This is a genomic window from Shewanella sp. NKUCC01_JLK (genome assembly GCF_019345615.1).
In the GTDB taxonomy this organism is placed as follows: domain Bacteria; phylum Pseudomonadota; class Gammaproteobacteria; order Enterobacterales; family Shewanellaceae; genus Shewanella; species Shewanella oncorhynchi.
Genome location: NZ_JAHKRD010000027.1, coordinates 12,993 through 32,891, shown reverse-complemented (window position 1 = coordinate 32,891; position 19,899 = coordinate 12,993). Strand labels below are relative to the sequence as shown.

General features: G+C 46.5%; 28 protein-coding genes. All 28 read left to right on the top strand.

Features of this window, described 5'->3' with window-relative positions; translation table 11 throughout:
• The first annotated feature begins 51 nt into the window (after positions 1-51).
• Entirely contained in the window at positions 52-4,269 is a 4,218-nt protein-coding gene (gene rpoC, locus KO537_RS22215) for a DNA-directed RNA polymerase subunit beta' (RefSeq protein ID WP_105251033.1), read from the top strand.
• A 179-nt stretch (positions 4,270-4,448) separates the two neighbouring features.
• Positions 4,449-4,823 carry a 30S ribosomal protein S12 gene (gene rpsL / locus KO537_RS22210; protein ID WP_006083605.1) on the top strand — a complete coding sequence of 125 codons (375 nt, stop codon included), beginning with the start codon at positions 4,449-4,451 and terminating at the stop codon, positions 4,821-4,823.
• Positions 4,824-4,904: 81 nt separating this feature from the next.
• Positions 4,905-5,375, top strand: coding sequence for a 30S ribosomal protein S7 (rpsG, locus tag KO537_RS22205; protein ID WP_011787570.1), 471 nt, complete (start codon positions 4,905-4,907; stop codon positions 5,373-5,375).
• A 78-nt stretch (positions 5,376-5,453) separates the two neighbouring features.
• Positions 5,454-7,550: an elongation factor G gene (fusA, locus tag KO537_RS22200; RefSeq protein ID WP_006083603.1), complete on the top strand. Its 2,097-nt coding sequence runs from the start codon at positions 5,454-5,456 to the stop codon at positions 7,548-7,550.
• A gap of 72 nt (positions 7,551-7,622) precedes the next feature.
• On the top strand, positions 7,623-8,807 hold the full coding sequence (gene tuf / locus KO537_RS22195) for an elongation factor Tu (protein ID WP_105251028.1): 1,185 nt from the start codon (positions 7,623-7,625) through the stop codon (positions 8,805-8,807).
• A gap of 334 nt (positions 8,808-9,141) precedes the next feature.
• Positions 9,142-9,453, top strand: a complete 312-nt coding sequence (rpsJ, locus tag KO537_RS22190) for a 30S ribosomal protein S10 (RefSeq protein WP_006083601.1) — start codon at positions 9,142-9,144, stop codon at positions 9,451-9,453.
• A gap of 30 nt (positions 9,454-9,483) precedes the next feature.
• Positions 9,484-10,122, top strand: a complete 639-nt coding sequence (gene rplC, locus KO537_RS22185) for a 50S ribosomal protein L3 (protein ID WP_006083600.1) — start codon at positions 9,484-9,486, stop codon at positions 10,120-10,122.
• A 17-nt stretch (positions 10,123-10,139) separates the two neighbouring features.
• Positions 10,140-10,745 (top strand): 50S ribosomal protein L4, encoded by a 606-nt coding sequence (gene rplD, locus KO537_RS22180; protein WP_113941598.1) that lies wholly within the window; start codon positions 10,140-10,142, stop codon positions 10,743-10,745.
• Positions 10,745-11,047 (top strand): 50S ribosomal protein L23, encoded by a 303-nt coding sequence (rplW, locus tag KO537_RS22175; RefSeq protein ID WP_025008843.1) that lies wholly within the window; start codon positions 10,745-10,747, stop codon positions 11,045-11,047. The genes rplD and rplW overlap by 1 nt, the downstream gene beginning before the upstream one ends.
• 16 nt (positions 11,048-11,063) lie before the next feature.
• Positions 11,064-11,888 carry a 50S ribosomal protein L2 gene (gene rplB / locus KO537_RS22170; RefSeq protein ID WP_006083597.1) on the top strand — a complete coding sequence of 275 codons (825 nt, stop codon included), beginning with the start codon at positions 11,064-11,066 and terminating at the stop codon, positions 11,886-11,888.
• 14 nt (positions 11,889-11,902) lie between these two features.
• Positions 11,903-12,181, top strand: a complete 279-nt coding sequence (rpsS, locus tag KO537_RS22165; protein WP_006083596.1) for a 30S ribosomal protein S19 — start codon at positions 11,903-11,905, stop codon at positions 12,179-12,181.
• Between the two features lie 15 nt (positions 12,182-12,196).
• The gene (rplV, locus tag KO537_RS22160; RefSeq protein ID WP_006083595.1) at positions 12,197-12,529 is read left to right on the top strand and encodes a 50S ribosomal protein L22; all 333 of its coding nucleotides are present in this window, start codon (positions 12,197-12,199) and stop codon (positions 12,527-12,529) included.
• 9 nt (positions 12,530-12,538) lie between these two features.
• On the top strand, positions 12,539-13,231 hold the full coding sequence (rpsC, locus tag KO537_RS22155; protein WP_006083594.1) for a 30S ribosomal protein S3: 693 nt from the start codon (positions 12,539-12,541) through the stop codon (positions 13,229-13,231).
• Positions 13,232-13,242: 11 nt separating this feature from the next.
• Complete coding sequence (gene rplP / locus KO537_RS22150; RefSeq protein WP_006083593.1) at positions 13,243-13,653, top strand: 50S ribosomal protein L16; 411 nt, start codon at positions 13,243-13,245, stop codon at positions 13,651-13,653.
• The gene (rpmC, locus tag KO537_RS22145) at positions 13,653-13,844 is read left to right on the top strand and encodes a 50S ribosomal protein L29 (protein ID WP_006083592.1); all 192 of its coding nucleotides are present in this window, start codon (positions 13,653-13,655) and stop codon (positions 13,842-13,844) included. The genes rplP and rpmC overlap by 1 nt, the downstream gene beginning before the upstream one ends.
• The gene (rpsQ, locus tag KO537_RS22140; RefSeq protein WP_006083591.1) at positions 13,844-14,092 is read left to right on the top strand and encodes a 30S ribosomal protein S17; all 249 of its coding nucleotides are present in this window, start codon (positions 13,844-13,846) and stop codon (positions 14,090-14,092) included. The genes rpmC and rpsQ overlap by 1 nt, the downstream gene beginning before the upstream one ends.
• Positions 14,093-14,272: 180 nt before the next feature.
• On the top strand, positions 14,273-14,641 hold the full coding sequence (gene rplN, locus KO537_RS22135) for a 50S ribosomal protein L14 (protein ID WP_006083590.1): 369 nt from the start codon (positions 14,273-14,275) through the stop codon (positions 14,639-14,641).
• 11 nt (positions 14,642-14,652) lie between these two features.
• Positions 14,653-14,967, top strand: coding sequence for a 50S ribosomal protein L24 (gene rplX / locus KO537_RS22130; protein WP_006083589.1), 315 nt, complete (start codon positions 14,653-14,655; stop codon positions 14,965-14,967).
• A gap of 12 nt (positions 14,968-14,979) precedes the next feature.
• Positions 14,980-15,519, top strand: coding sequence for a 50S ribosomal protein L5 (gene rplE / locus KO537_RS22125; RefSeq protein ID WP_006083588.1), 540 nt, complete (start codon positions 14,980-14,982; stop codon positions 15,517-15,519).
• Between the two features lie 10 nt (positions 15,520-15,529).
• Entirely contained in the window at positions 15,530-15,835 is a 306-nt protein-coding gene (rpsN, locus tag KO537_RS22120) for a 30S ribosomal protein S14 (protein WP_006083587.1), read from the top strand.
• A gap of 24 nt (positions 15,836-15,859) precedes the next feature.
• The gene (gene rpsH, locus KO537_RS22115) at positions 15,860-16,252 is read left to right on the top strand and encodes a 30S ribosomal protein S8 (RefSeq protein ID WP_006083586.1); all 393 of its coding nucleotides are present in this window, start codon (positions 15,860-15,862) and stop codon (positions 16,250-16,252) included.
• A 10-nt stretch (positions 16,253-16,262) separates the two neighbouring features.
• The gene (gene rplF / locus KO537_RS22110; RefSeq protein WP_105251036.1) at positions 16,263-16,796 is read left to right on the top strand and encodes a 50S ribosomal protein L6; all 534 of its coding nucleotides are present in this window, start codon (positions 16,263-16,265) and stop codon (positions 16,794-16,796) included.
• 10 nt (positions 16,797-16,806) lie between these two features.
• Positions 16,807-17,157 (top strand): 50S ribosomal protein L18, encoded by a 351-nt coding sequence (rplR, locus tag KO537_RS22105; RefSeq protein ID WP_006083584.1) that lies wholly within the window; start codon positions 16,807-16,809, stop codon positions 17,155-17,157.
• An 11-nt stretch (positions 17,158-17,168) separates the two neighbouring features.
• Positions 17,169-17,672: a 30S ribosomal protein S5 gene (gene rpsE / locus KO537_RS22100; RefSeq protein WP_006083583.1), complete on the top strand. Its 504-nt coding sequence runs from the start codon at positions 17,169-17,171 to the stop codon at positions 17,670-17,672.
• A 6-nt stretch (positions 17,673-17,678) separates the two neighbouring features.
• Positions 17,679-17,861: a 50S ribosomal protein L30 gene (rpmD, locus tag KO537_RS22095; protein ID WP_006083582.1), complete on the top strand. Its 183-nt coding sequence runs from the start codon at positions 17,679-17,681 to the stop codon at positions 17,859-17,861.
• A 3-nt stretch (positions 17,862-17,864) separates the two neighbouring features.
• Positions 17,865-18,299 carry a 50S ribosomal protein L15 gene (gene rplO, locus KO537_RS22090; protein ID WP_006083581.1) on the top strand — a complete coding sequence of 145 codons (435 nt, stop codon included), beginning with the start codon at positions 17,865-17,867 and terminating at the stop codon, positions 18,297-18,299.
• A 7-nt stretch (positions 18,300-18,306) separates the two neighbouring features.
• Positions 18,307-19,647, top strand: coding sequence for a preprotein translocase subunit SecY (gene secY / locus KO537_RS22085; RefSeq protein WP_007644459.1), 1,341 nt, complete (start codon positions 18,307-18,309; stop codon positions 19,645-19,647).
• Positions 19,648-19,668: 21 nt separating this feature from the next.
• Complete coding sequence (gene rpmJ, locus KO537_RS22080) at positions 19,669-19,782, top strand: 50S ribosomal protein L36 (protein WP_006083579.1); 114 nt, start codon at positions 19,669-19,671, stop codon at positions 19,780-19,782.
• Positions 19,783-19,899: the final 117 nt, after the last annotated feature.

Below are 19,899 nucleotides of genomic sequence, written 5' to 3'. Positions count from 1 at the left end.
TGGTGCTCCGTGCAAGCGGAGCACCCGGTTTAACTCCTTCAGGAGAGAAACGTGAAAGACTTATTAAAGTTTCTGAAACAGCAAAGCAAGACTGAAGAATTTAACGGCATCAAAATTGGTCTGGCATCGCCTGATCTGATCCGTTCTTGGTCTTTTGGTGAAGTTAAGAAGCCAGAAACCATCAACTACCGTACCTTCAAGCCTGAGCGTGAAGGTCTGTTCTGTGCGCGTATCTTTGGCCCAGTCAAAGATTACGAATGTTTGTGCGGTAAGTACAAACGTTTGAAGCACCGTGGTGTTATTTGTGAAAAGTGTGGCGTTGAAGTAACCCAAACTAAAGTACGTCGTGAGCGTATGGGTCACATCGAACTGGCTAGCCCAGTTGCGCACATTTGGTTCTTAAAATCACTGCCGTCACGTATTGGCTTAATGCTGGATATGACGCTGCGTGATATCGAACGCGTACTGTATTTTGAATCATTTGTCGTGATCGAGCCTGGCATGACCAGCCTTGAACGTGGCCAAATGCTGACAGAAGAAACTTATCTGGATGCATTAGAAGAATACGGTGATGAGTTCGAAGCTAAAATGGGTGCCGAAGCAGTACTTGAACTGTTACGTGCTATCGATTTAGCGAAAGAAATCGAACAAATGCGTGAAGAATTGCCTTCAATCAATTCTGAGACTCGTCGCAAGAAAGTGACTAAACGTCTTAAGTTGATGGAAGCATTCTACACTTCAGGCAACAAGCCTGAGTGGATGATCTTAAAAGTACTGCCTGTGTTACCACCTGACTTACGTCCGTTGGTACCGCTCGATGGCGGCCGCTTCGCGACTTCAGATCTTAACGACCTGTATCGCCGCGTGATCAACCGTAACAACCGTTTGAAGCGTCTGTTAGATTTAGCTGCGCCAGACATTATCGTACGCAACGAAAAGCGTATGTTACAAGAGTCTGTTGATGCGCTATTAGATAACGGTCGTCGTGGCCGTGCTATTACCGGTTCTAACAAGCGTCCTCTGAAATCTTTGGCTGATATGATCAAAGGTAAGCAAGGTCGTTTCCGTCAGAACTTGTTGGGTAAGCGCGTTGACTATTCTGGTCGTTCGGTAATTACCGTAGGTCCTACTCTACGTCTGCACCAATGTGGTCTTCCTAAGAAGATGGCACTGGAACTGTTCAAGCCATTCATCTATGGCAAGCTAGAAGGTCGTGGCTTAGCTACTACTATCAAAGCGGCTAAGAAGATGGTTGAGCGTGAAGTAGCGGAAGTTTGGGACGTTCTGGATGAAGTGATCCGCGAACATCCAGTGATGCTCAACCGTGCACCAACACTGCACAGACTGGGTATCCAAGCGTTCGAACCTGTACTGATTGAAGGTAAAGCGATCCAGTTACACCCACTCGTTTGTGCGGCATACAACGCCGACTTCGACGGTGACCAAATGGCGGTACACGTACCGTTAACACTGGAAGCGCAGCTTGAAGCCCGTGCCCTGATGATGTCTACCAACAACATCCTGTCACCAGCCAACGGCGAGCCTGTTATCACCCCGTCTCAAGACGTGGTATTGGGCCTGTACTATACCAGCCGTGAGCGTATTAACGGCCGTGGTGAAGGTATGGCATTTATGTCTGTTGCTGAAGTTGAAAAAGCTTACGCAACTGGCGCTGCTGAACTGCATGCCCGCGTTAAAGTTCGTATCACTGAAACCATTATTGGTGACGATGGTGAGCGCACTGAACAACGCCGTATCGTTGATACGACTGTGGGTCGTGCTTTGCTGTCACTTATTCTGCCAGCAGGTTTGTCATTTGATCTGGTTAACCAGAACATGGGCAAAAAGCAGATCTCTAAACTGTTGAACACCTGTTATCGTCAACTGGGTCTGAAAGATACTGTTATCTTCGCTGACCAATTGATGTATACCGGTTTCCGTTTTGCAACCATCTCTGGTGCCTCTGTCGGTATCGATGACATGGTTATTCCAGACGAGAAATACACCTTAGTTGCTGATGCAGAAGCGGAAGTTCTTGAAATTCAAGAGCAGTTCCAATCTGGTCTAGTCACAGCCGGTGAGCGTTACAACAAAGTTATCGATATCTGGGCAAGTGCCAACGAAAAAGTTTCTAAAGCTATGATGGAAAACCTGTCAACTGAGACAGTGATTAACCGTGATGGCGTTGAAGAGAAACAAGCCTCGTTTAACAGCATCTATATGATGGCTGACTCAGGCGCTCGTGGTAGTGCCGCACAGATCCGTCAGTTGGCGGGTATGCGTGGTCTGATGGCTAAGCCAGACGGCTCAATCATCGAAACGCCAATTACCGCTAACTTCCGTGAAGGTCTAAACGTACTCCAGTACTTTATTTCTACTCACGGTGCGCGTAAAGGTCTAGCCGATACGGCATTGAAGACAGCGAACTCGGGTTACCTGACTCGTCGTCTTGTAGACGTTGCACAAGATTTAGTGGTTATCGAAGACGATTGTGGTACTCACGAAGGTCTAACCATGAAACCGCTGATTGAAGGTGGTGATGTGGTTGAGCCGTTACGTGAACGCGTACTGGGTCGTGTGGTTGCGATTGATGTGTTCTATCCAGGCACTGAAGACGTATTAGCACCACGTAACACGCTACTCGACGAAGCATGGTGTGACAAGTTAGAAGAGCATTCAATCGACGAAGTGATTGTACGTTCTGTTATTTCTTGTGATACCGATTTCGGTGTGTGTGCAGCCTGTTACGGTCGTGACTTGGCTCGTGGTCATATTATTAACCACGGTGAAGCCATCGGTGTTGTGGCAGCACAATCTATCGGTGAACCAGGTACACAGTTAACGATGCGTACGTTCCACATCGGTGGTGCGGCATCTAGAGCGTCTGCAGAAAACAATGTCCAAGTGAAAAACTCGGGTTCATTGAAACTGCATAATGCTAAGCATGTTACTAACAGTGACGGCAAACTGGTTATCGTTTCTCGTTCTTCTGAACTGGCCGTTATTGACGAGCTGGGTCGTGAGAAAGAGCGTTATAAAGTGCCATACGGTACTGTGCTCGAGAAACTAGAAGAAGCGGCTGTTGAAGCGGGCGATGTTATCGCTAACTGGGATCCACATACTCACCCAATCATTTCTGAAGTGGCGGGTAGTATCAAGTTCGTAGACATGATTGACGGTGTCACTATGACACGTCAAACAGACGAACTAACGGGTCTGTCATCAATCGTGATCCTTGACGTTGGTCAGCGTGGTACTGCGGGTAAAGAAATGCGCCCAATGATCCGTCTGCTTGGCGCTAATGGTGCTGACTTGATGATCCCAGGTACTGAAGTGCCAGCACAATACTTCTTACCAGGTAGTGCGATCGTTAACTTAGAAGATAACGCGCAAATCAACGTGGGTGATGCATTAGCTCGTATTCCTCAGGAATCGTCTAAAACTCGCGACATCACCGGTGGTCTGCCACGCGTTGCTGACTTGTTCGAAGCGCGTAAGCCAAAAGAGCCTGCTATTCTGGCGGAAATCTCTGGTACCATCTCGTTTGGTAAAGAGACCAAAGGTAAGCGTCGTTTGGTGATTACACCTGCTGATGGCGGCGATCATTATGAAGAGATGATCCCTAAGTGGCGTAACTTAAACGTGTTCGAAGGTGAAAAAGTCGAACGTGGTGAAGTTATCGCTGACGGTCCAGAAGCGGCACACGACATTCTGCGTCTTCGTGGTATCCACAACGTAGCAAACTACATTGTGAACGAAGTACAGGACGTTTACCGTCTGCAAGGCGTGAAGATCAACGATAAGCATATCGAAGTGATCATCCGTCAGATGCTGCGTAAGTGTCTTATCACTTCTGCCGGTGACACTGACTTCCTCGAAGGGGAACAAGCTGAAGTGTCACGCGTGAAGATCGCTAACCGCGAACTGATCGCCCAAGGTAAAGTGCCTGCGACCTTTGAACGTGAACTACTGGGTATTACTAAAGCATCTCTGGCAACAGAATCCTTTATCTCAGCAGCATCGTTCCAAGAAACTACGCGCGTACTGACCGAAGCCGCCGTCGGTGGTAAGAGCGATCAATTACGTGGTCTGAAAGAAAACGTTATCGTTGGCCGACTGATCCCAGCCGGTACTGGTTACGCTTATCACAAGACTCGTAATGAAGCGCGTGCGAAGAAAAACGAACCTGTAGTAGTGAACAAGATCACTGCAAGTGAAGCCGAACAGAACTTGGCCGATCTCTTAAACTTGGCTGGTAGCCAAGATTAAGTAATAAGTTTGTTATAAAAAGGCGCCTATGGCGCCTTTTTTCTTGTAATATGCCGCAAAAGTTGGCTATTTCTTGACAGTCAGGCATTACCTTTCTAAAATTCCGCGTCCCACCATTGTGGGATATAGATTTTTCACACCTTATCGTTGAGTTTGATTCAACTGACTCGGAGCTATACATGGCAACTGTAAACCAGTTGGTACGTAAGCCACGCGCGCCAAAAGTCGACAAGACTAACGTGCCTGCGTTGAATGCGTGCCCGCAAAAACGTGGTGTTTGTACACGTGTGTACACTACTACCCCTAAAAAACCTAACTCTGCACTACGTAAAGTAGCTCGTGTGCGTCTAACTAACGGTTTCGAAGTTACTTCGTACATCGGCGGTGAAGGCCACAACCTGCAGGAACATAGCGTGATCTTAATCCGTGGTGGTCGTGTTAAAGACTTACCAGGTGTGCGTTATCACACTATTCGTGGCGCATTAGACTGTGCAGGCGTGACTTCACGTCGCCAAAGCCGTTCTAAATACGGTGCTAAGCGTCCTAAGTCTTAACTTATCCGTTAAGTAAGGCCAAGCTAGTTTTATTTTGAGAATTCCAGTTTTGGAAATCCCTGAAGCATACGGAGAATTGTTATGCCAAGACGTCGCGTTGTAGGACAACGTAAAATCCTACCAGATCCAAAGTTTCACAGTGAGTTGCTGGCTAAGTTCATCAACGTCATTATGCAAGACGGCAAAAAGTCGACTGCAGAAAAAATTATTTACAAGGCACTAGATGTTGTCGCTGAAAAGAAAAGCGAAAACCATTTAGTTATCCTTGAAGCAGCCCTGGACAACGTTCGCCCATCAGTCGAAGTTAAATCTCGTCGCGTTGGTGGTTCTACGTACCAGGTACCATGTGAAGTTCGTCCTGTGCGTCGTAACGCACTGGCGATGCGCTGGTTAGTTGAAGCTGCTCGTAAGCGTGGTGAAAAATCTATGGCTTTACGTCTGGCAGGTGAAATGCTGGATGCGTCTGAAAACAAAGGTACTGCTGTTAAGAAGCGTGAAGACGTGCATCGCATGGCTGAAGCTAACAAAGCCTTTGCTCATTACCGTTGGTAATATGATGGTGTGGGCTTAGGCCCACACCATAGTTGTTGATATTGCCAAGACTTAGGTCTTGGTGGAGAGGGTATAATCGTGGCTCGTACAACCCCAATTGAGCGTTATCGTAATATCGGTATTTGTGCTCATGTTGACGCAGGTAAAACCACCACAACAGAACGTGTTCTGTTCTATACCGGTTTGTCTCATAAAATCGGTGAGGTGCATGACGGCGCCGCTACCACAGACTGGATGGTTCAAGAGCAAGAGCGTGGTATCACTATCACCTCGGCTGCGGTAACCACATTCTGGCGTGGTATGGATGCTCAATTCACTGAACACCGCATCAATATCATCGATACCCCTGGTCACGTTGACTTTACTATTGAAGTTGAACGGTCTCTGCGCGTCCTCGACGGTGCTGTTGTCGTTTTCTGTGGTTCATCTGGTGTTGAACCTCAGTCAGAAACAGTGTGGCGTCAAGCTGATAAATACCGCGTTCCACGTTTGGTATTTATCAACAAGATGGACCGTGCAGGTGCAGACTTTGAACGTGTAGTGAAGCAAATTAGAACTCGTCTTGGAGCCACTTGTGTGCCTATTCAATTGAATATTGGTGCAGAAGAAAACTTCAAAGGCGTGATCGACTTAATCAAGATGAAAGCAATTAACTGGAATGAATCAGACCAGGGTATGACTTTCACTTATGAGGAGATCCCTGCAGAGTTAGCAGCTAAAGCGGCTGAAATGCATGAGTATCTGGTTGAAGTAGCAGCCGAATCTTCGGATGAACTGATGGATAAGTACCTTGAAGAAGGCACGCTATCAGAAGACGAAATTAAAAAGGCGCTACGTCAGCGTACTATAAATAATGAAATCGTTTTAGCGACTTGTGGTTCTGCATTTAAGAACAAAGGCGTTCAAGCGGTACTTGATGCGGTTATTGAATTCTTGCCAGCGCCAATTGATGTGCCTCCAATTAAGGGCATCGATGAGAACGACCAAGAAGTAGAACGCCCATCAGATGACAATGCGCCTTTTGCTGCATTGGCATTTAAGATTGCTACAGATCCATTCGTAGGAACTTTGACCTTTATTCGCGTGTACTCAGGCGTACTCGAATCAGGTTCGGGCGTTTACAACTCTGTCAAACAGAAGCGTGAACGCGTAGGTCGCATGGTGCAAATGCACGCAAACGATCGCACTGAACTGAAAGAAGTCCGTGCTGGTGATATCGCAGCGGCGATTGGTCTAAAAGAAGTGACTACGGGTGATACGCTTTGTGATAACGATCATAGAGTGATCTTGGAACGTATGGAGTTCCCAGAGCCAGTAATTACCATTGCCGTTGAGCCTAAGTCAAAAGCCGATCAGGACAAAATGGGTATCGCGTTGCAAAAACTTGCAGCGGAAGATCCATCATTCCGAGTTGAAACTGACGAAGAATCATCACAAACTCTGATTTCGGGTATGGGTGAGTTACACTTAGACATCATCGTAGACCGTATGCGTCGCGAATTCGGTGTTGAATGTAACGTAGGTAAGCCACAAGTGGCCTACCGCGAAACTATCCGAGCATCAGTAGAAGCTGAAGGTAAATTTGTACGCCAATCAGGTGGTCGTGGACAATTCGGTCACGTTTGGTTAAAACTAGAGCCTAATGAAGAAGGCGCTGGTTACGAATTTGTCAATGCAGTTGTGGGAGGTGTGATTCCTCGTGAATTCATTCCTGCGGTTGATAAAGGTATCCAAGAACAGATGAAGAATGGCGTTCTCGCTGGCTTCCCTGTGTTGGACGTGAAGGTCACTCTGTTCGACGGTTCATATCATGATGTGGACTCGAATGAGATGGCGTTCAAAATTGCAGGTTCTATGGGCTTCAAAAAGGGTGCGCTTGAAGCGAATCCGGCGTTGCTCGAACCTTGCATGAAAGTAGAAGTAACTACCCCTGAAAATTATATGGGTGACGTCGTTGGTGATTTAAACCGTCGTCGTGGCTTGATTGAAGGGATGGATGATGGCTTTGGTGGCATCAAAATAGTCCATGCTGTAGTGCCTCTTTCTGAAATGTTTGGTTATGCAACTGATTTGCGCTCTGCTACACAGGGTCGCGCTTCATACTCTATGGAGTTCTTGAAGTACTCTGATGCACCGCAAAACATTGCAAAAGCGATTATTGAATCTCGTAGCTAATATCCAGTTACGACATAAATGTTATTATGGTCCAGCACTGACTGGACTATTCTGAAAAGAAAGGAATATATCGTGGCAAAAGCTAAATTTGAACGTATTAAGCCTCACGTAAACGTGGGCACCATTGGTCACGTTGACCATGGTAAAACCACACTGACTGCAGCTATCTCTCACGTACTGGCTAAGACCTACGGTGGCGAAGCTAAAGACTTCTCTCAAATCGATAACGCTCCAGAAGAGCGTGAGCGCGGTATTACGATCAATACCTCTCACATCGAATATGACACGCCTTCACGTCACTACGCACACGTAGACTGCCCAGGCCACGCTGACTATGTTAAAAACATGATCACTGGTGCTGCACAGATGGACGGCGCGATTCTAGTAGTTGCCTCTACAGACGGTCCAATGCCACAGACTCGTGAGCACATCCTGCTTTCTCGTCAGGTTGGCGTACCTTTCATCATCGTGTTCATGAACAAATGTGACATGGTAGATGACGAAGAGTTACTGGAATTGGTTGAAATGGAAGTGCGTGAACTTCTGTCAGAATACGATTTCCCAGGTGATGATTTACCAGTAATCCAAGGTTCAGCTCTGAAGGCCCTAGAAGGTCAACCAGAGTGGGAAGCTAAGATCCTTGAATTAGCCGCAGCACTGGATTCTTACATTCCAGAACCACAACGTGACATCGATAAGCCGTTCCTACTGCCAATCGAAGACGTATTCTCAATTTCAGGCCGTGGTACAGTAGTTACTGGTCGTGTTGAGCGTGGTATTGTTAAAGTGGGTGACGAAGTTGAAATCGTTGGTGTTCGCACAACGACTAAAACAACGTGTACTGGTGTAGAAATGTTCCGTAAACTGCTTGACGAAGGTCGTGCAGGCGAGAACTGTGGTGTGTTATTACGTGGTACTAAGCGTGATGACGTAGAACGTGGTCAAGTATTGGCTAAACCAGGTTCAATCAACCCACACACGACTTTTGAATCAGAAGTTTACGTTCTGTCAAAAGAAGAAGGCGGACGTCACACTCCATTCTTCAAAGGCTACCGTCCACAGTTCTACTTCCGTACAACTGACGTAACCGGTACTATCGAACTGCCAGAAGGCGTAGAGATGGTAATGCCTGGCGATAACATCAAAATGGTAGTGACTCTGATTTGCCCAATCGCGATGGACGAAGGTTTACGCTTCGCAATCCGTGAAGGTGGTCGTACAGTTGGTGCTGGTGTAGTAGCTAAAATCATCGCTTAATTGCGATAGAGATTAGTTTGAAAAGGAAGCTTCGGCTTCCTTTTTTGTTTGAGGGCTGGTTTTATTCACAAATTTGTGTAAAATGCTCGCCACTCTGAAGTTAAATAGTTATTTGATGACTATTTACACAGCGGGCTTGATATCCGGATTTAGATAGGTATAATGGCCCCCTCGTCGACTTAGGTTGACGAATTAAATGATTAGTCGCTGAAGTTAATCATTATCATAGCGGCTCCGATTGGGAGTCGAACGGTTAAATCATCTCGCTCTGCTTTTCTATATTGAAGAAGCTAGAGGGTGATTTTTTATATGTCCATTTTAGGAGCTCTGGTCAATGCAGAACCAAAGAATCCGTATCCGCTTAAAGGGATTTGATCATCGCTTAATTGATCAGTCTACAGCGGAAATCGTTGAAACTGCTAAGCGTACAGGCGCGCAGGTTCGTGGTCCAATTCCACTACCTACTCGCAAAGAGCGTTATACCATTTTGATCTCTCCGCACGTTAATAAAGATGCTCGTGACCAGTACGAATTACGTACACACAAGCGCCTGGTTGACATCGTAGAGCCAACTGAAAAGACTGTTGACGCGTTAATGCGTTTAGATCTTGCGGCTGGTGTCGACGTACAGATTAGCTTGGGTTAATTGAGATCCTAGTAAGAAGAGGTTTGAGAGATGGCTATCGGTCTTATTGGTCGTAAAGTTGGTATGACTCGCATCTTCACTGAAGATGGTGTTTCAATACCAGTTACTGTAATTGAAGTTGCAGGCAACCGTGTTACTCAAGTGAAAACTTTAGAAACTGACGGCTACCGTGCACTTCAAGTTACAACTGGCACCAAAAAAGCCAATCGCATCACTAAACCAGAAGCAGGTCACTTTGCCAAGAGCGGCGTTGAAGCCGGTCGTGGTTTGTGGGAAATGCGTTTGGTAGACGGTGAAGGCGAGGGCATTGAAGTTGGTGCTGAGCTAAATGTTGATATTTTCGCAGACGTAGCGAAAGTTGATGTTACTGGTCAATCAAAAGGTAAAGGCTTCCAAGGCGGCGTTAAGCGTTGGAACTTCCGTACTCAAGATATGACTCACGGTAACTCTTTGTCGCACCGCTCGAATGGTTCTATCGGTCAGAACCAAACGCCTGGTCGCGTATTCAAAGGCAAAAAAATGTCAGGCCATATGGGTGCCGAGCGTGTTACTACTCAAAATCTAGTTGTTGTTCGTGTAGATGTTGAGCGTAACCTGCTACTAGTCCGTGGCGCTGTTCCTGGCGCTACCAATGGCGACTTGATTATCAAGCCTGCCGTTAAAGCTTAAGGTCTGAGGAGATAGTAATGGAATTGGTATTGAAAGACGCGCAAAGCGCTCTTGAAGTTTCCGAAACTACCTTCGGCCGTGACTTTAACGAGGCACTGGTTCATCAGGTAGTTGTAGCATACGCTGCAAACGCGCGTCAGGGCACTCGTGCTCAAAAGACTCGTGCGGAAGTAACTGGCTCAGGCAAAAAGCCTTGGCGCCAAAAAGGAACTGGCCGTGCTCGTGCTGGTTCTGTTAAAGGCCCAATCTGGCGTGGCGGTGGCGTAACATTCGCTGCTAAAACCCAAGATCACAGCCAAAAAGTTAACAAAAAGATGTACCGCGGTGCGCTGAGAAGCATTCTGTCTGAATTGGTACGTCAAGAGCGTTTGGTTATTGTTGAATCTTTCGGTGTTGAAGCTCCTAAAACTAAAGAGCTGAAAGCTAAATTGAAAGCAATGAACCTTGAAGACGTTCTGATTGTGACTGCAGAAGTTGATGAGAACTTATTCTTAGCAGCTCGTAACCTGTACAAGGTTGACGTTCGTGATGTAGCGGGTCTAGACCCAGTGAGTCTGATCGCTTTCAACACTGTGCTTGTGACTGCTGACGCAGTGAAGCAAATCGAGGAGATGCTAGCATGATGATCCGCGAAGAACGTTTGCTAAAAGTTATTCTCGCACCACATATCTCTGAAAAGAGCACTGTGAACGCTGAGAAGCACAACACTGTTGTTTTCCGCGTAGCTATCGATGCAACTAAAGCTGAAATTAAAGCTGCTGTTGCTAAGCTATTTGAAGTTGAAGTTGATTCAGTTCGCACTTTAGTGAGCAAAGGCAAAACTAAACGCACTGGTGGCCGTACTGGTCGTCGTAGCGATTGGAAAAAAGCCTATGTGACTCTAGCTGCTGGTGCTGACATCGATTTCGTCGGCGGCGCTGAGTAAGCAAAGGAGAATTATCATGGCAGTTATTAAGTGTAAGCCAACCTCTCCAGGTCGTCGCCACGTAGTTAAAGTGGTGAACACTGACCTGCACAAGGGTAAACCTTTTGCTGGCTTGTTGGCGAAAAAATCTAAAAGTGGTGGCCGTAACAATACTGGCCGTATCACTGTCCGTCACGTAGGTGGTGGTCATAAGCAGCATTATCGTCTAATCGACTTCAAACGCGATAAAGATGGTATCCCTGCAAAGATTGAGCGTCTGGAATACGATCCAAACCGTACTGCTAACATCGCGTTAGTATTGTATGCGGATGGTGAGCGTCGTTATATTCTTGCTGCCAAAGGCATGCAAGCTGGCGATAAGATCCAGTCTGGTGTTGCTGCCGAGATCAAAACCGGTAACGCTATGCCACTGCGCAACATCCCAGTAGGTTCTGTAGTTCACGCAGTTGAAATGAAGCCTGGTAAAGGTGCTCAGATCGCTCGTTCTGCAGGTGCTTATGTACAAGTTGTTGCTCGTGATGGCGCATATGCCACTCTACGTCTTCGCTCTGGCGAAATGCGTAAAGTGCCAGTTGATTGCCGCGCGACATTTGGTGAAGTTGGTAATGCCGAACACATGCTACGCCAGTTAGGTAAAGCAGGTGCTAAGCGCTGGAGAGGCATACGTCCTACAGTGCGTGGTGTTGCAATGAACCCAGTAGACCATCCACACGGTGGTGGTGAAGGCCGTACTTCTGGTGGTCGTCACCCAGTGACTCCATGGGGTGTGCCAACTAAGGGTTATAAAACTCGTAGTAACAAGCGCACTGACAAGTACATCGTACGTCGTCGTAATAAATAGTAAGAGGATTCGCCATGCCACGTTCTCTCAAGAAAGGTCCCTTCATTGACCTGCACTTGCTGAAGAAGGTAGAGAAAGCGATGGAAGCCGGTGACAAAAAGCCTATTAAGACTTGGTCACGTCGCTCTATGATCATTCCAAATATGATTGGTTTGACCATCGCTGTCCATAATGGTCGTCAGCACGTTCCTGTGTTCGTAACTGACGAAATGATCGGCCACAAACTTGGTGAATTTTCACCAACTCGCACTTATCGCGGCCATGCTGCAGATAAGAAAGCGAAGAAGCGTTAATACGGGAGGAATAAGATGGAAGTTTTAGCTAAACATCGTTTTGCCCGTACGTCTGCGCAGAAGGCCCGTCTGGTTGCTGATCAAATTCGTGGATTGCCTGTTGCTAAGGCCCTCGAAATTTTGACTTTCAGCCCCAAGAAAGCCGCCGTACTGGTTAAAAAAGTACTTGACTCAGCTATCGCAAACGCCGAACACAACGAAGGCGCGGATATTGATGAGCTTAAAGTCGGAGCCGTCTTCGTAGATGAAGGCCCAACTATGAAGCGTATCATGCCACGTGCTAAAGGCCGCGCTGATCGTATCATGAAGCGTACCAGCCACATTACTGTGGTTGTATCAGATCGCTAGGAGAGAGCAATGGGACAGAAAGTACATCCTAATGGTATCCGTCTGGGTATCACCAAGCCTTGGATCTCTACCTGGTACGCAGATAAATCAGATTACGCAAGTAACCTGAACAGCGACTGGGAAGTGCGTAAGTTTCTTGTAGAGAAATTACAAGCTGCTTCAGTATCTAAGATTGTTATCGAGCGTCCAGCGAAAAGCATCCGCGTTACCATTCACACTGCCCGTCCAGGTGTTGTGATCGGTAAGAAAGGTGAAGACGTTGAAGTATTGCGTGCTGCAGTGTCAAAACTTGCTGGCACTCCTGCTCAAATTAACATCGCTGAGATCCGTAAACCTGAGCTAGATGCCAAGTTAGTTGCTGACTCAATTGCACAGCAATTAGAGCGTCGCGTAATGTTCCGTCGTGCTATGAAGCGCGCAGTTCAAAACGCAATGCGTATTGGTGCTCAAGGTATCAAAGTACAAGTTAGTGGCCGTTTAGGCGGAGCTGAGATTGCGCGCGATGAGTGGTATCGTGAAGGTCGTGTACCTTTACATACTTTGCGTGCTGATATCGACTATTCTACATCTGAAAGTCACACCCAATACGGTGTGATTGGCGTTAAAGTTTGGATCTTCAAAGGTGAAGTTCTAGACGGAATGCTGCCACAGATTGAAGAGCCGAAGCAGCAGCAACCTAAGCGCAAGCCTCGTGGTAAATAGGAGAGCCGGCAATGCTGCAACCTAAACGTATGAAGTTTCGCAAGATGTTCAAAGGCCGCAACCGCGGTCTAGCGAACGGTACCGAAGTTAGCTTTGGTACTTTTGGTCTGAAAGCAGTCGGCCGTGGCCGTTTAACTGCACGTCAGATCGAATCTGCACGTCGTGCCATGACACGTCACATTAAGCGTCAGGGACAAATTTGGATTCGAGTTTTCCCGGACAAGCCGATTACCTCTAAGCCTCTTGAAGTGCGTATGGGTAAAGGTAAAGGTAACGTTGAATACTGGGTATGTCAGATTCAACCTGGTAAGGTTCTTTATGAGATGAATGGTGTTTCTGAAGTGATCGCTCGTGAAGCGTTTGCTTTGGCTGCTGCCAAGCTTCCAATTAAGACTACCTTCGTAACTAAGACGGTGATGTAATGAAAGCGAGCGAACTGAGAGAAAAGAGCGTTGAAGAACTGAACGCTGAACTACTTGGTCTGCTGCGTGAGCAGTTCAACCTGCGTATGCAACACGCCACTGGTCAGTTGACTCAGACTAATCAACTGAAATTGGTGCGCCGTAACATTGCGCGCGTTAAGACCATTATTACTTCTAAGGCGGGTGCATAATGTCTGATAAAATCCGTACTTTGCAGGGTCGTGTAACTAGCAACAAAATGGACAAGTCCATTACTGTTGCTATCGAACGCCAAGTGAAACACCCAATTTATGGGAAATACATTAAGCGTACGACAAAGATCCATGCACATGACGAAACGAATCAGTGCAATGAAGGCGATTTAGTAGCGATTCGCGAATGTCGTCCTTTGTCTAAGACTAAGTCTTGGACCCTGGTTGAAGTAGTATCAAAGGCCTAAGTTAATTAGGTATTTAGGTAAACGGCTCCAGAATGTGGGGCCGTTTGTTTTTTAATACTATACATTCCACTTTTATGGTGTTATATTTGCGCGCCATTTTTGACTAAATTAATAGCAAAAATGAGTGTTTTTATTGTCCCATAGTGGGAATTGTGTAGTAACGATAGCGGAGCACTTAAAATGATCCAAATGCAATCGACTCTTGACGTTGCTTGTAACAGCGGCGCACGCAGAGTTCAGTGTATTAAGGTCTTGGGTGGCTCTCATCGTCGTTATGCCGGTATCGGCGACATCATCAAAGTTTCTGTTAAAGAAGCGATTCCTCGCGCTAAAGCGAAGAAAGGCGATGTGTATAACGCGGTGGTAGTCCGTACTAAGAAAGGCGTACGTCGTCCAGACGGTTCTGTCATTCGCTTCGATCGGAATGCAGCTGTTCTTTTGAACAACAACCTGCAGCCGATTGGTACTCGTATCTTTGGACCAGTGACACGTGAATTGCGTAATGAGCAATTTATGAAAATTGTCTCGCTGGCACCAGAAGTACTGTAAGGAGCTTCAAAATGGCAGCTAAAATACGTCGTGAAGACGAAGTGATTGTATTAGCAGGTAAAGACAAGGGTAAACGTGCAAAAGTTTCTCAAGTCCTTCCTACTGGTAAATTGATTGTTGAAGGCATCAATCTTGTCAAAAAACACCAAAAGCCAAACCCACAATTGGGCGTAGCTGGCGGTATTGTTGAGAAAGAAGCACCGATACAAGCATCAAATGTAGCGATTTTCAACTCTGCCACTGGCAAAGCTGATCGCGTTGGTTTCCGCTTTGAAGACGGCAAAAAAGTTCGTTTCTTCAAATCGAACAGTGAACTCGTTAAGTAATTGGAGTAAACGATGGCGAAACTGCATGATAAATACCAAGAGACTGTTGTCGCTGAACTTGCTAAAAAGTTCGGTTATACCAGTGTCATGCAAGTCCCTCGGATTGAGAAAATCACCCTGAACATGGGTGTTGGCGAAGCTGTTGCAGACAAGAAAATCATGGACCATGCTGTCCGTGATATGACTGCAATCGCTGGTCAAAAGCCAGTTGTGACTGTAGCTCGTAAGTCAGTTGCTGGTTTTAAAATCCGTGAAGGCTACCCTATTGGCTGTAAAGTGACCCTACGCGGTGAGCGTATGTGGGAATTCTTAGAGCGTTTAGTCGATATCGCAATCCCACGTATTCGTGACTTCCGTGGCTTAAGCGCTAAAGCGTTTGACGGCCGTGGTAACTACGCAATGGGCGTGCGTGAGCAGATCATCTTCCCAGAAATCGATTACGATAAAATCGATAAGATTCGTGGTATGGATATTGTTATCACTACTACTGCGAAGAATGATGAAGAAGGTCGTGCTTTGTTAGACGCTTTTAACTTCCCATTCAAGAAATAAGGGTAGCGTAATGGCAAAAACATCAATGAAAGCACGTGAAGCTAAACGTGCACAGCTCGTGGCCAAGTACGCTGAAAAGCGTGCGGCTCTTAAGACTATCATTGCAAGTCCAGCTTCTTCTGACGAAGATCGTTGGGATGCGGTTCTTAAGCTGCAAGCTCTACCACGTGATTCCAGCGCTGCGCGTCAACGCAATCGTTGTAATCAAACTGGTCGCCCTCATGGCTTCTTACGTAAATTCGGCTTAAGCCGTATCAAATTACGTGAAGCAACCATGCGTGGTGAAGTTCCTGGCCTGCGTAAGGCCAGCTGGTAAGCACTTGTCACGGAGTAAGCTAATATGAGCATGCAAGATCCTATTGCGGATATGTTAACCCGTATTCGTAACGGCCAAGCTGCTAACCACGTATCAGTGAAGATGCCTTCAGCTAAGTTGAAAGTCGCAATTGCGAAACTACTTAAAGATGAAGGTTATATTGCTGATTACGCCGTAGCAGATGAAGCCAAGCCTGAACTGGAAGTTACTTTAAAGTATTTCCAAGGCCAACCAGTCGTTGAGACTATCCAGCGTGTAAGTCGCCCTGGTCTTCGTATTTACAAAGGTAAAAACGAACTTCCAAAGGTGATGGGCGGTCTGGGTGTCGCAATTGTGTCCACTTCTAAAGGCTTGATGACTGATCGTGCCGCCCGCCTTGCAGGCATGGGTGGCGAGGTTATCTGCTACGTAGCTTAAGGAGCTAGGAATGTCTCGTGTAGCAAAAGCACCAGTATCTATTCCAGCTGGCGTAGAGGTGACCTTGAACGAACAGACCCTTACCGTCAAAGGCGGAAAAGGTAGTCTGACTCGAGTGATCAACAATGCGGTCAATGTTGTTATTGAAGCCGGCGTAGTTAAGTTCCTCCCTGTTGAAGGCGTTGTTAACGCTTGGGCACAGGCTGGTACAACTCGTGCATTAGTAAACAACATGGTTGTTGGTGTATCTCAAGGTTTTGAGCGTAAGTTAAAGTTAGTTGGCGTTGGTTACCGTGCGAAACTCGTCGGTGCTGATATTGACCTTACTTTAGGTTTCTCTCATCCGTTAGTACACAAACTGCCCGCAGGCGTTACTGCAGAGTGCCCTAGCCAAACTGACATCGTCCTACGTGGCGTTGATAAACAGTTAATTGGCCAAGTCGCTGCTGAGATTCGCGGATACCGTCCACCAGAGCCATACAAAGGCAAAGGTGTTCGCTATGACGACGAAGTAGTACGCCGTAAAGAGGCTAAGAAGAAGTAGGTAACGCGATATGGATAAGAAAACATCTCGCTTACGTCGCGCTACTCGCGCTCGTAAGAAGATCCAAGAGCTGGGCGTGAACCGTCTGGTTGTACATCGTACACCGCGTCACATTTATGCTCAGGTGATCAATCCTGAAGCTCAGGTGTTGGCAGCTGCTTCAACCGTAGAAAAAGCGGTTAAAGAGCTACTGAAGAGTACCGGTAACGTAGACGCAGCGAAAGCAGTAGGTAAATTTGTTGCTGAGCGCGCGATCGAAAAAGGCGTAACTTCAGTTGCGTTCGATCGTTCTGGTTTCAAGTATCACGGTCGTGTAGCTGCTTTAGCAGATGCAGCTCGTGAAGCTGGCCTGAAGTTCTAAGGGGTTATAAAATGGCTAAATTAGAAGCTCAGCAAAAAGACGATCTGCAAGAGAAATTAATTGCAGTTAATCGTGTTTCTAAAGTAGTTAAGGGCGGTCGTATCTTTAGCTTCACAGCACTGACAGTAGTGGGTGACGGTAACGGTAAGATTGGCTATGGCTATGGCAAAGCACGTGAAGTTCCAGCCGCGATTCAAAAAGCGATGGAAAAAGCTCGTCGTAACATTGTGACCGTTGAGTTGAATGCAGGTACTCTGCATCACCCAGTTAAAGGTCGTCATACTGGTTCACTTGTGTACATGCAACCTGCATCACAAGGTACTGGTATTATTGCCGGTGGCGCAATGCGTGCCGTATTGGAAGTAGCAGGCGTGCATAACGTTCTGTCAAAAGCATACGGTTCTACTAACCCGATCAACATCGTTCGCGCGACTGTCGATGCATTGGTGCACATGAAGTCACCTTCGCAAATCGCAGCTAAGCGTGGCCTGAATGTTGACGAAATTCGGGGGTAATGCACCATGGCAACTAAAACTGTAAAAGTTACTCAAACTAAAAGCGGTATCGGTCGTTTACCGAAGCACCGTGCAACCCTAACGGGTCTTGGTTTGCGTCGCATTGGTCACACTGTTGAATTAGAAGATACTCCTTCTGTTCGCGGTATGATCAACAAGGTCTACTACATGGTTAAGGTGGAGGATTAATAGATGCGTTTAAATACTCTATCTCCAGCTGCAGGCTCTAAGCATGCACCAAAGCGTGTAGGCCGTGGTATGGGCTCAGGTCTAGGTAAAACAGCGGGTCGTGGTCATAAAGGCCAAAAGTCTCGCTCTGGTGGCGGTGTACGCCCAGGATTCGAAGGTGGTCAAATGCCACTTAAAATCCGTTTACCTAAATTTGGTTTTACCTCGCGTCGCGCTATGGTAACAGCTGAAGTTCGTGTACTCGAACTGGCAAAAGTTAACGGTGATGTTATCGACTTAAACGCTCTGAAAGATGCGAACGTAATAACTCGCAACATCCAGTTTGCGAAAATTGTTCTTTCAGGTACCATTGAGCGCCCTGTGACTGTTAAAGGTCTGAAGGTAACCAAAGGTGCACGTGCAGCTATTGAAGCTGCCGGCGGTAAGATCGAGGAATAATACGTCGATGGCAAAACCAGGACTTGATTTAAAAAGCGCGAAAGGTGGACTTTCAGAATTGAAAGCTCGCCTCCTGTTCGTGATTGGTGCGATTATCGTCTTTAGAGCCGGTTCGTTTGTGCCAATTCCTGGTATTGACGCAGCTGTATTAGCAGAGCTGTTTGCTCAGCAAAGTGGAACCATCCTTGGCATGTTTAACATGTTCTCGGGTGGTGCCCTTGAGCGTGCCTCTATCTTTGCATTAGGTATTATGCCGTACATTTCGGCATCGATTATCATGCAACTGTTGACTGTCGTACATCCTGCACTCGCTGAATTGAAAAAGGAAGGCGAATCAGGACGTAAGAAAATCAGTCAATATACCAGATGGGGTACCTTAGTGCTGGGTACATTCCAGTCGGTCGGTATTGCAACCGGGTTACCAAACTTAGTGCCAGGCCTTGTGGTCAACATTGGATTTGGATTCTACTTTGTTGCGGTTGTAAGCTTAGTGACAGGAACTATGTTCCTTATGTGGCTAGGTGAGCAAATTACCGAACGTGGTATAGGTAATGGTATCTCGATTTTGATTTTCGCAGGTATTGTTGCTGGATTACCTTCCGCTATCGGCCAAACGGCTGAGCAGGCGCGTCAAGGTGACTTGAATGTGTTAGTATTGTTGTTGCTCGCGGTAATTGTGTTTGCAGTGACTTATTTTGTAGTGTTTGTGGAACGTGGTCAGCGTCGTATAGTCGTTAACTATGCTAAGCGTCAGCAAGGCCGTAAGGTGTTCGCTGCGCAAAGTACCCATCTACCGCTGAAAATAAACATGGCAGGTGTTATTCCGCCAATTTTTGCGTCAAGCATCATTTTGTTTCCTGGAACACTGGCTCAGTGGTTCGGTCAAAATGAGTCCATGTCATGGTTGAGTGATTTTTCACTGGCTGTGTCACCTGGACAACCGCTTTACTCATTATTATATGCAACAGCGATTATCTTTTTCTGTTTCTTCTATACTGCGTTGGTGTTTAACCCACGTGAAACAGCAGATAACTTGAAGAAGAGTGGTGCATTCATCCCTGGGATCCGTCCTGGAGAACAGACTTCGCGTTACATTGATAAAGTTATGACCCGTTTGACATTAGCAGGCGCGTTATACATAACCTTTATCTGCTTAATTCCGGAGTTCATGTTAATTGCGTGGAAAGTACAGTTCTATTTCGGCGGTACTTCACTACTAATTATGGTAGTCGTAATCATGGACTTCATGGCTCAGGTTCAGACGCATATGATGTCTCATCAGTATGAGTCTGTGATGAAGAAAGCTAACCTAGTTAACAAAGCGAATTTAGATCGCTTTGGTCGCTAAGTAGCTTTACGGAGTGATGAAATGAAAGTTCGAGCTTCCGTGAAGAAGATCTGCCGTAACTGCAAGATCGTCAAGCGTAGTGGCGTTGTACGCGTTATCTGTGTTGAACCAAAACACAAACAGCGTCAAGGCTAAAAAGTAATTTGTTCAGCCCATGAATTGGGCTGAACAAAATTTTGTTTGCAAATCTGTCGACTGTCGAGTATCCTTTCGGGCTTTTCGCAGTTGGCCTTTAACTTTAAGGAGTGCATA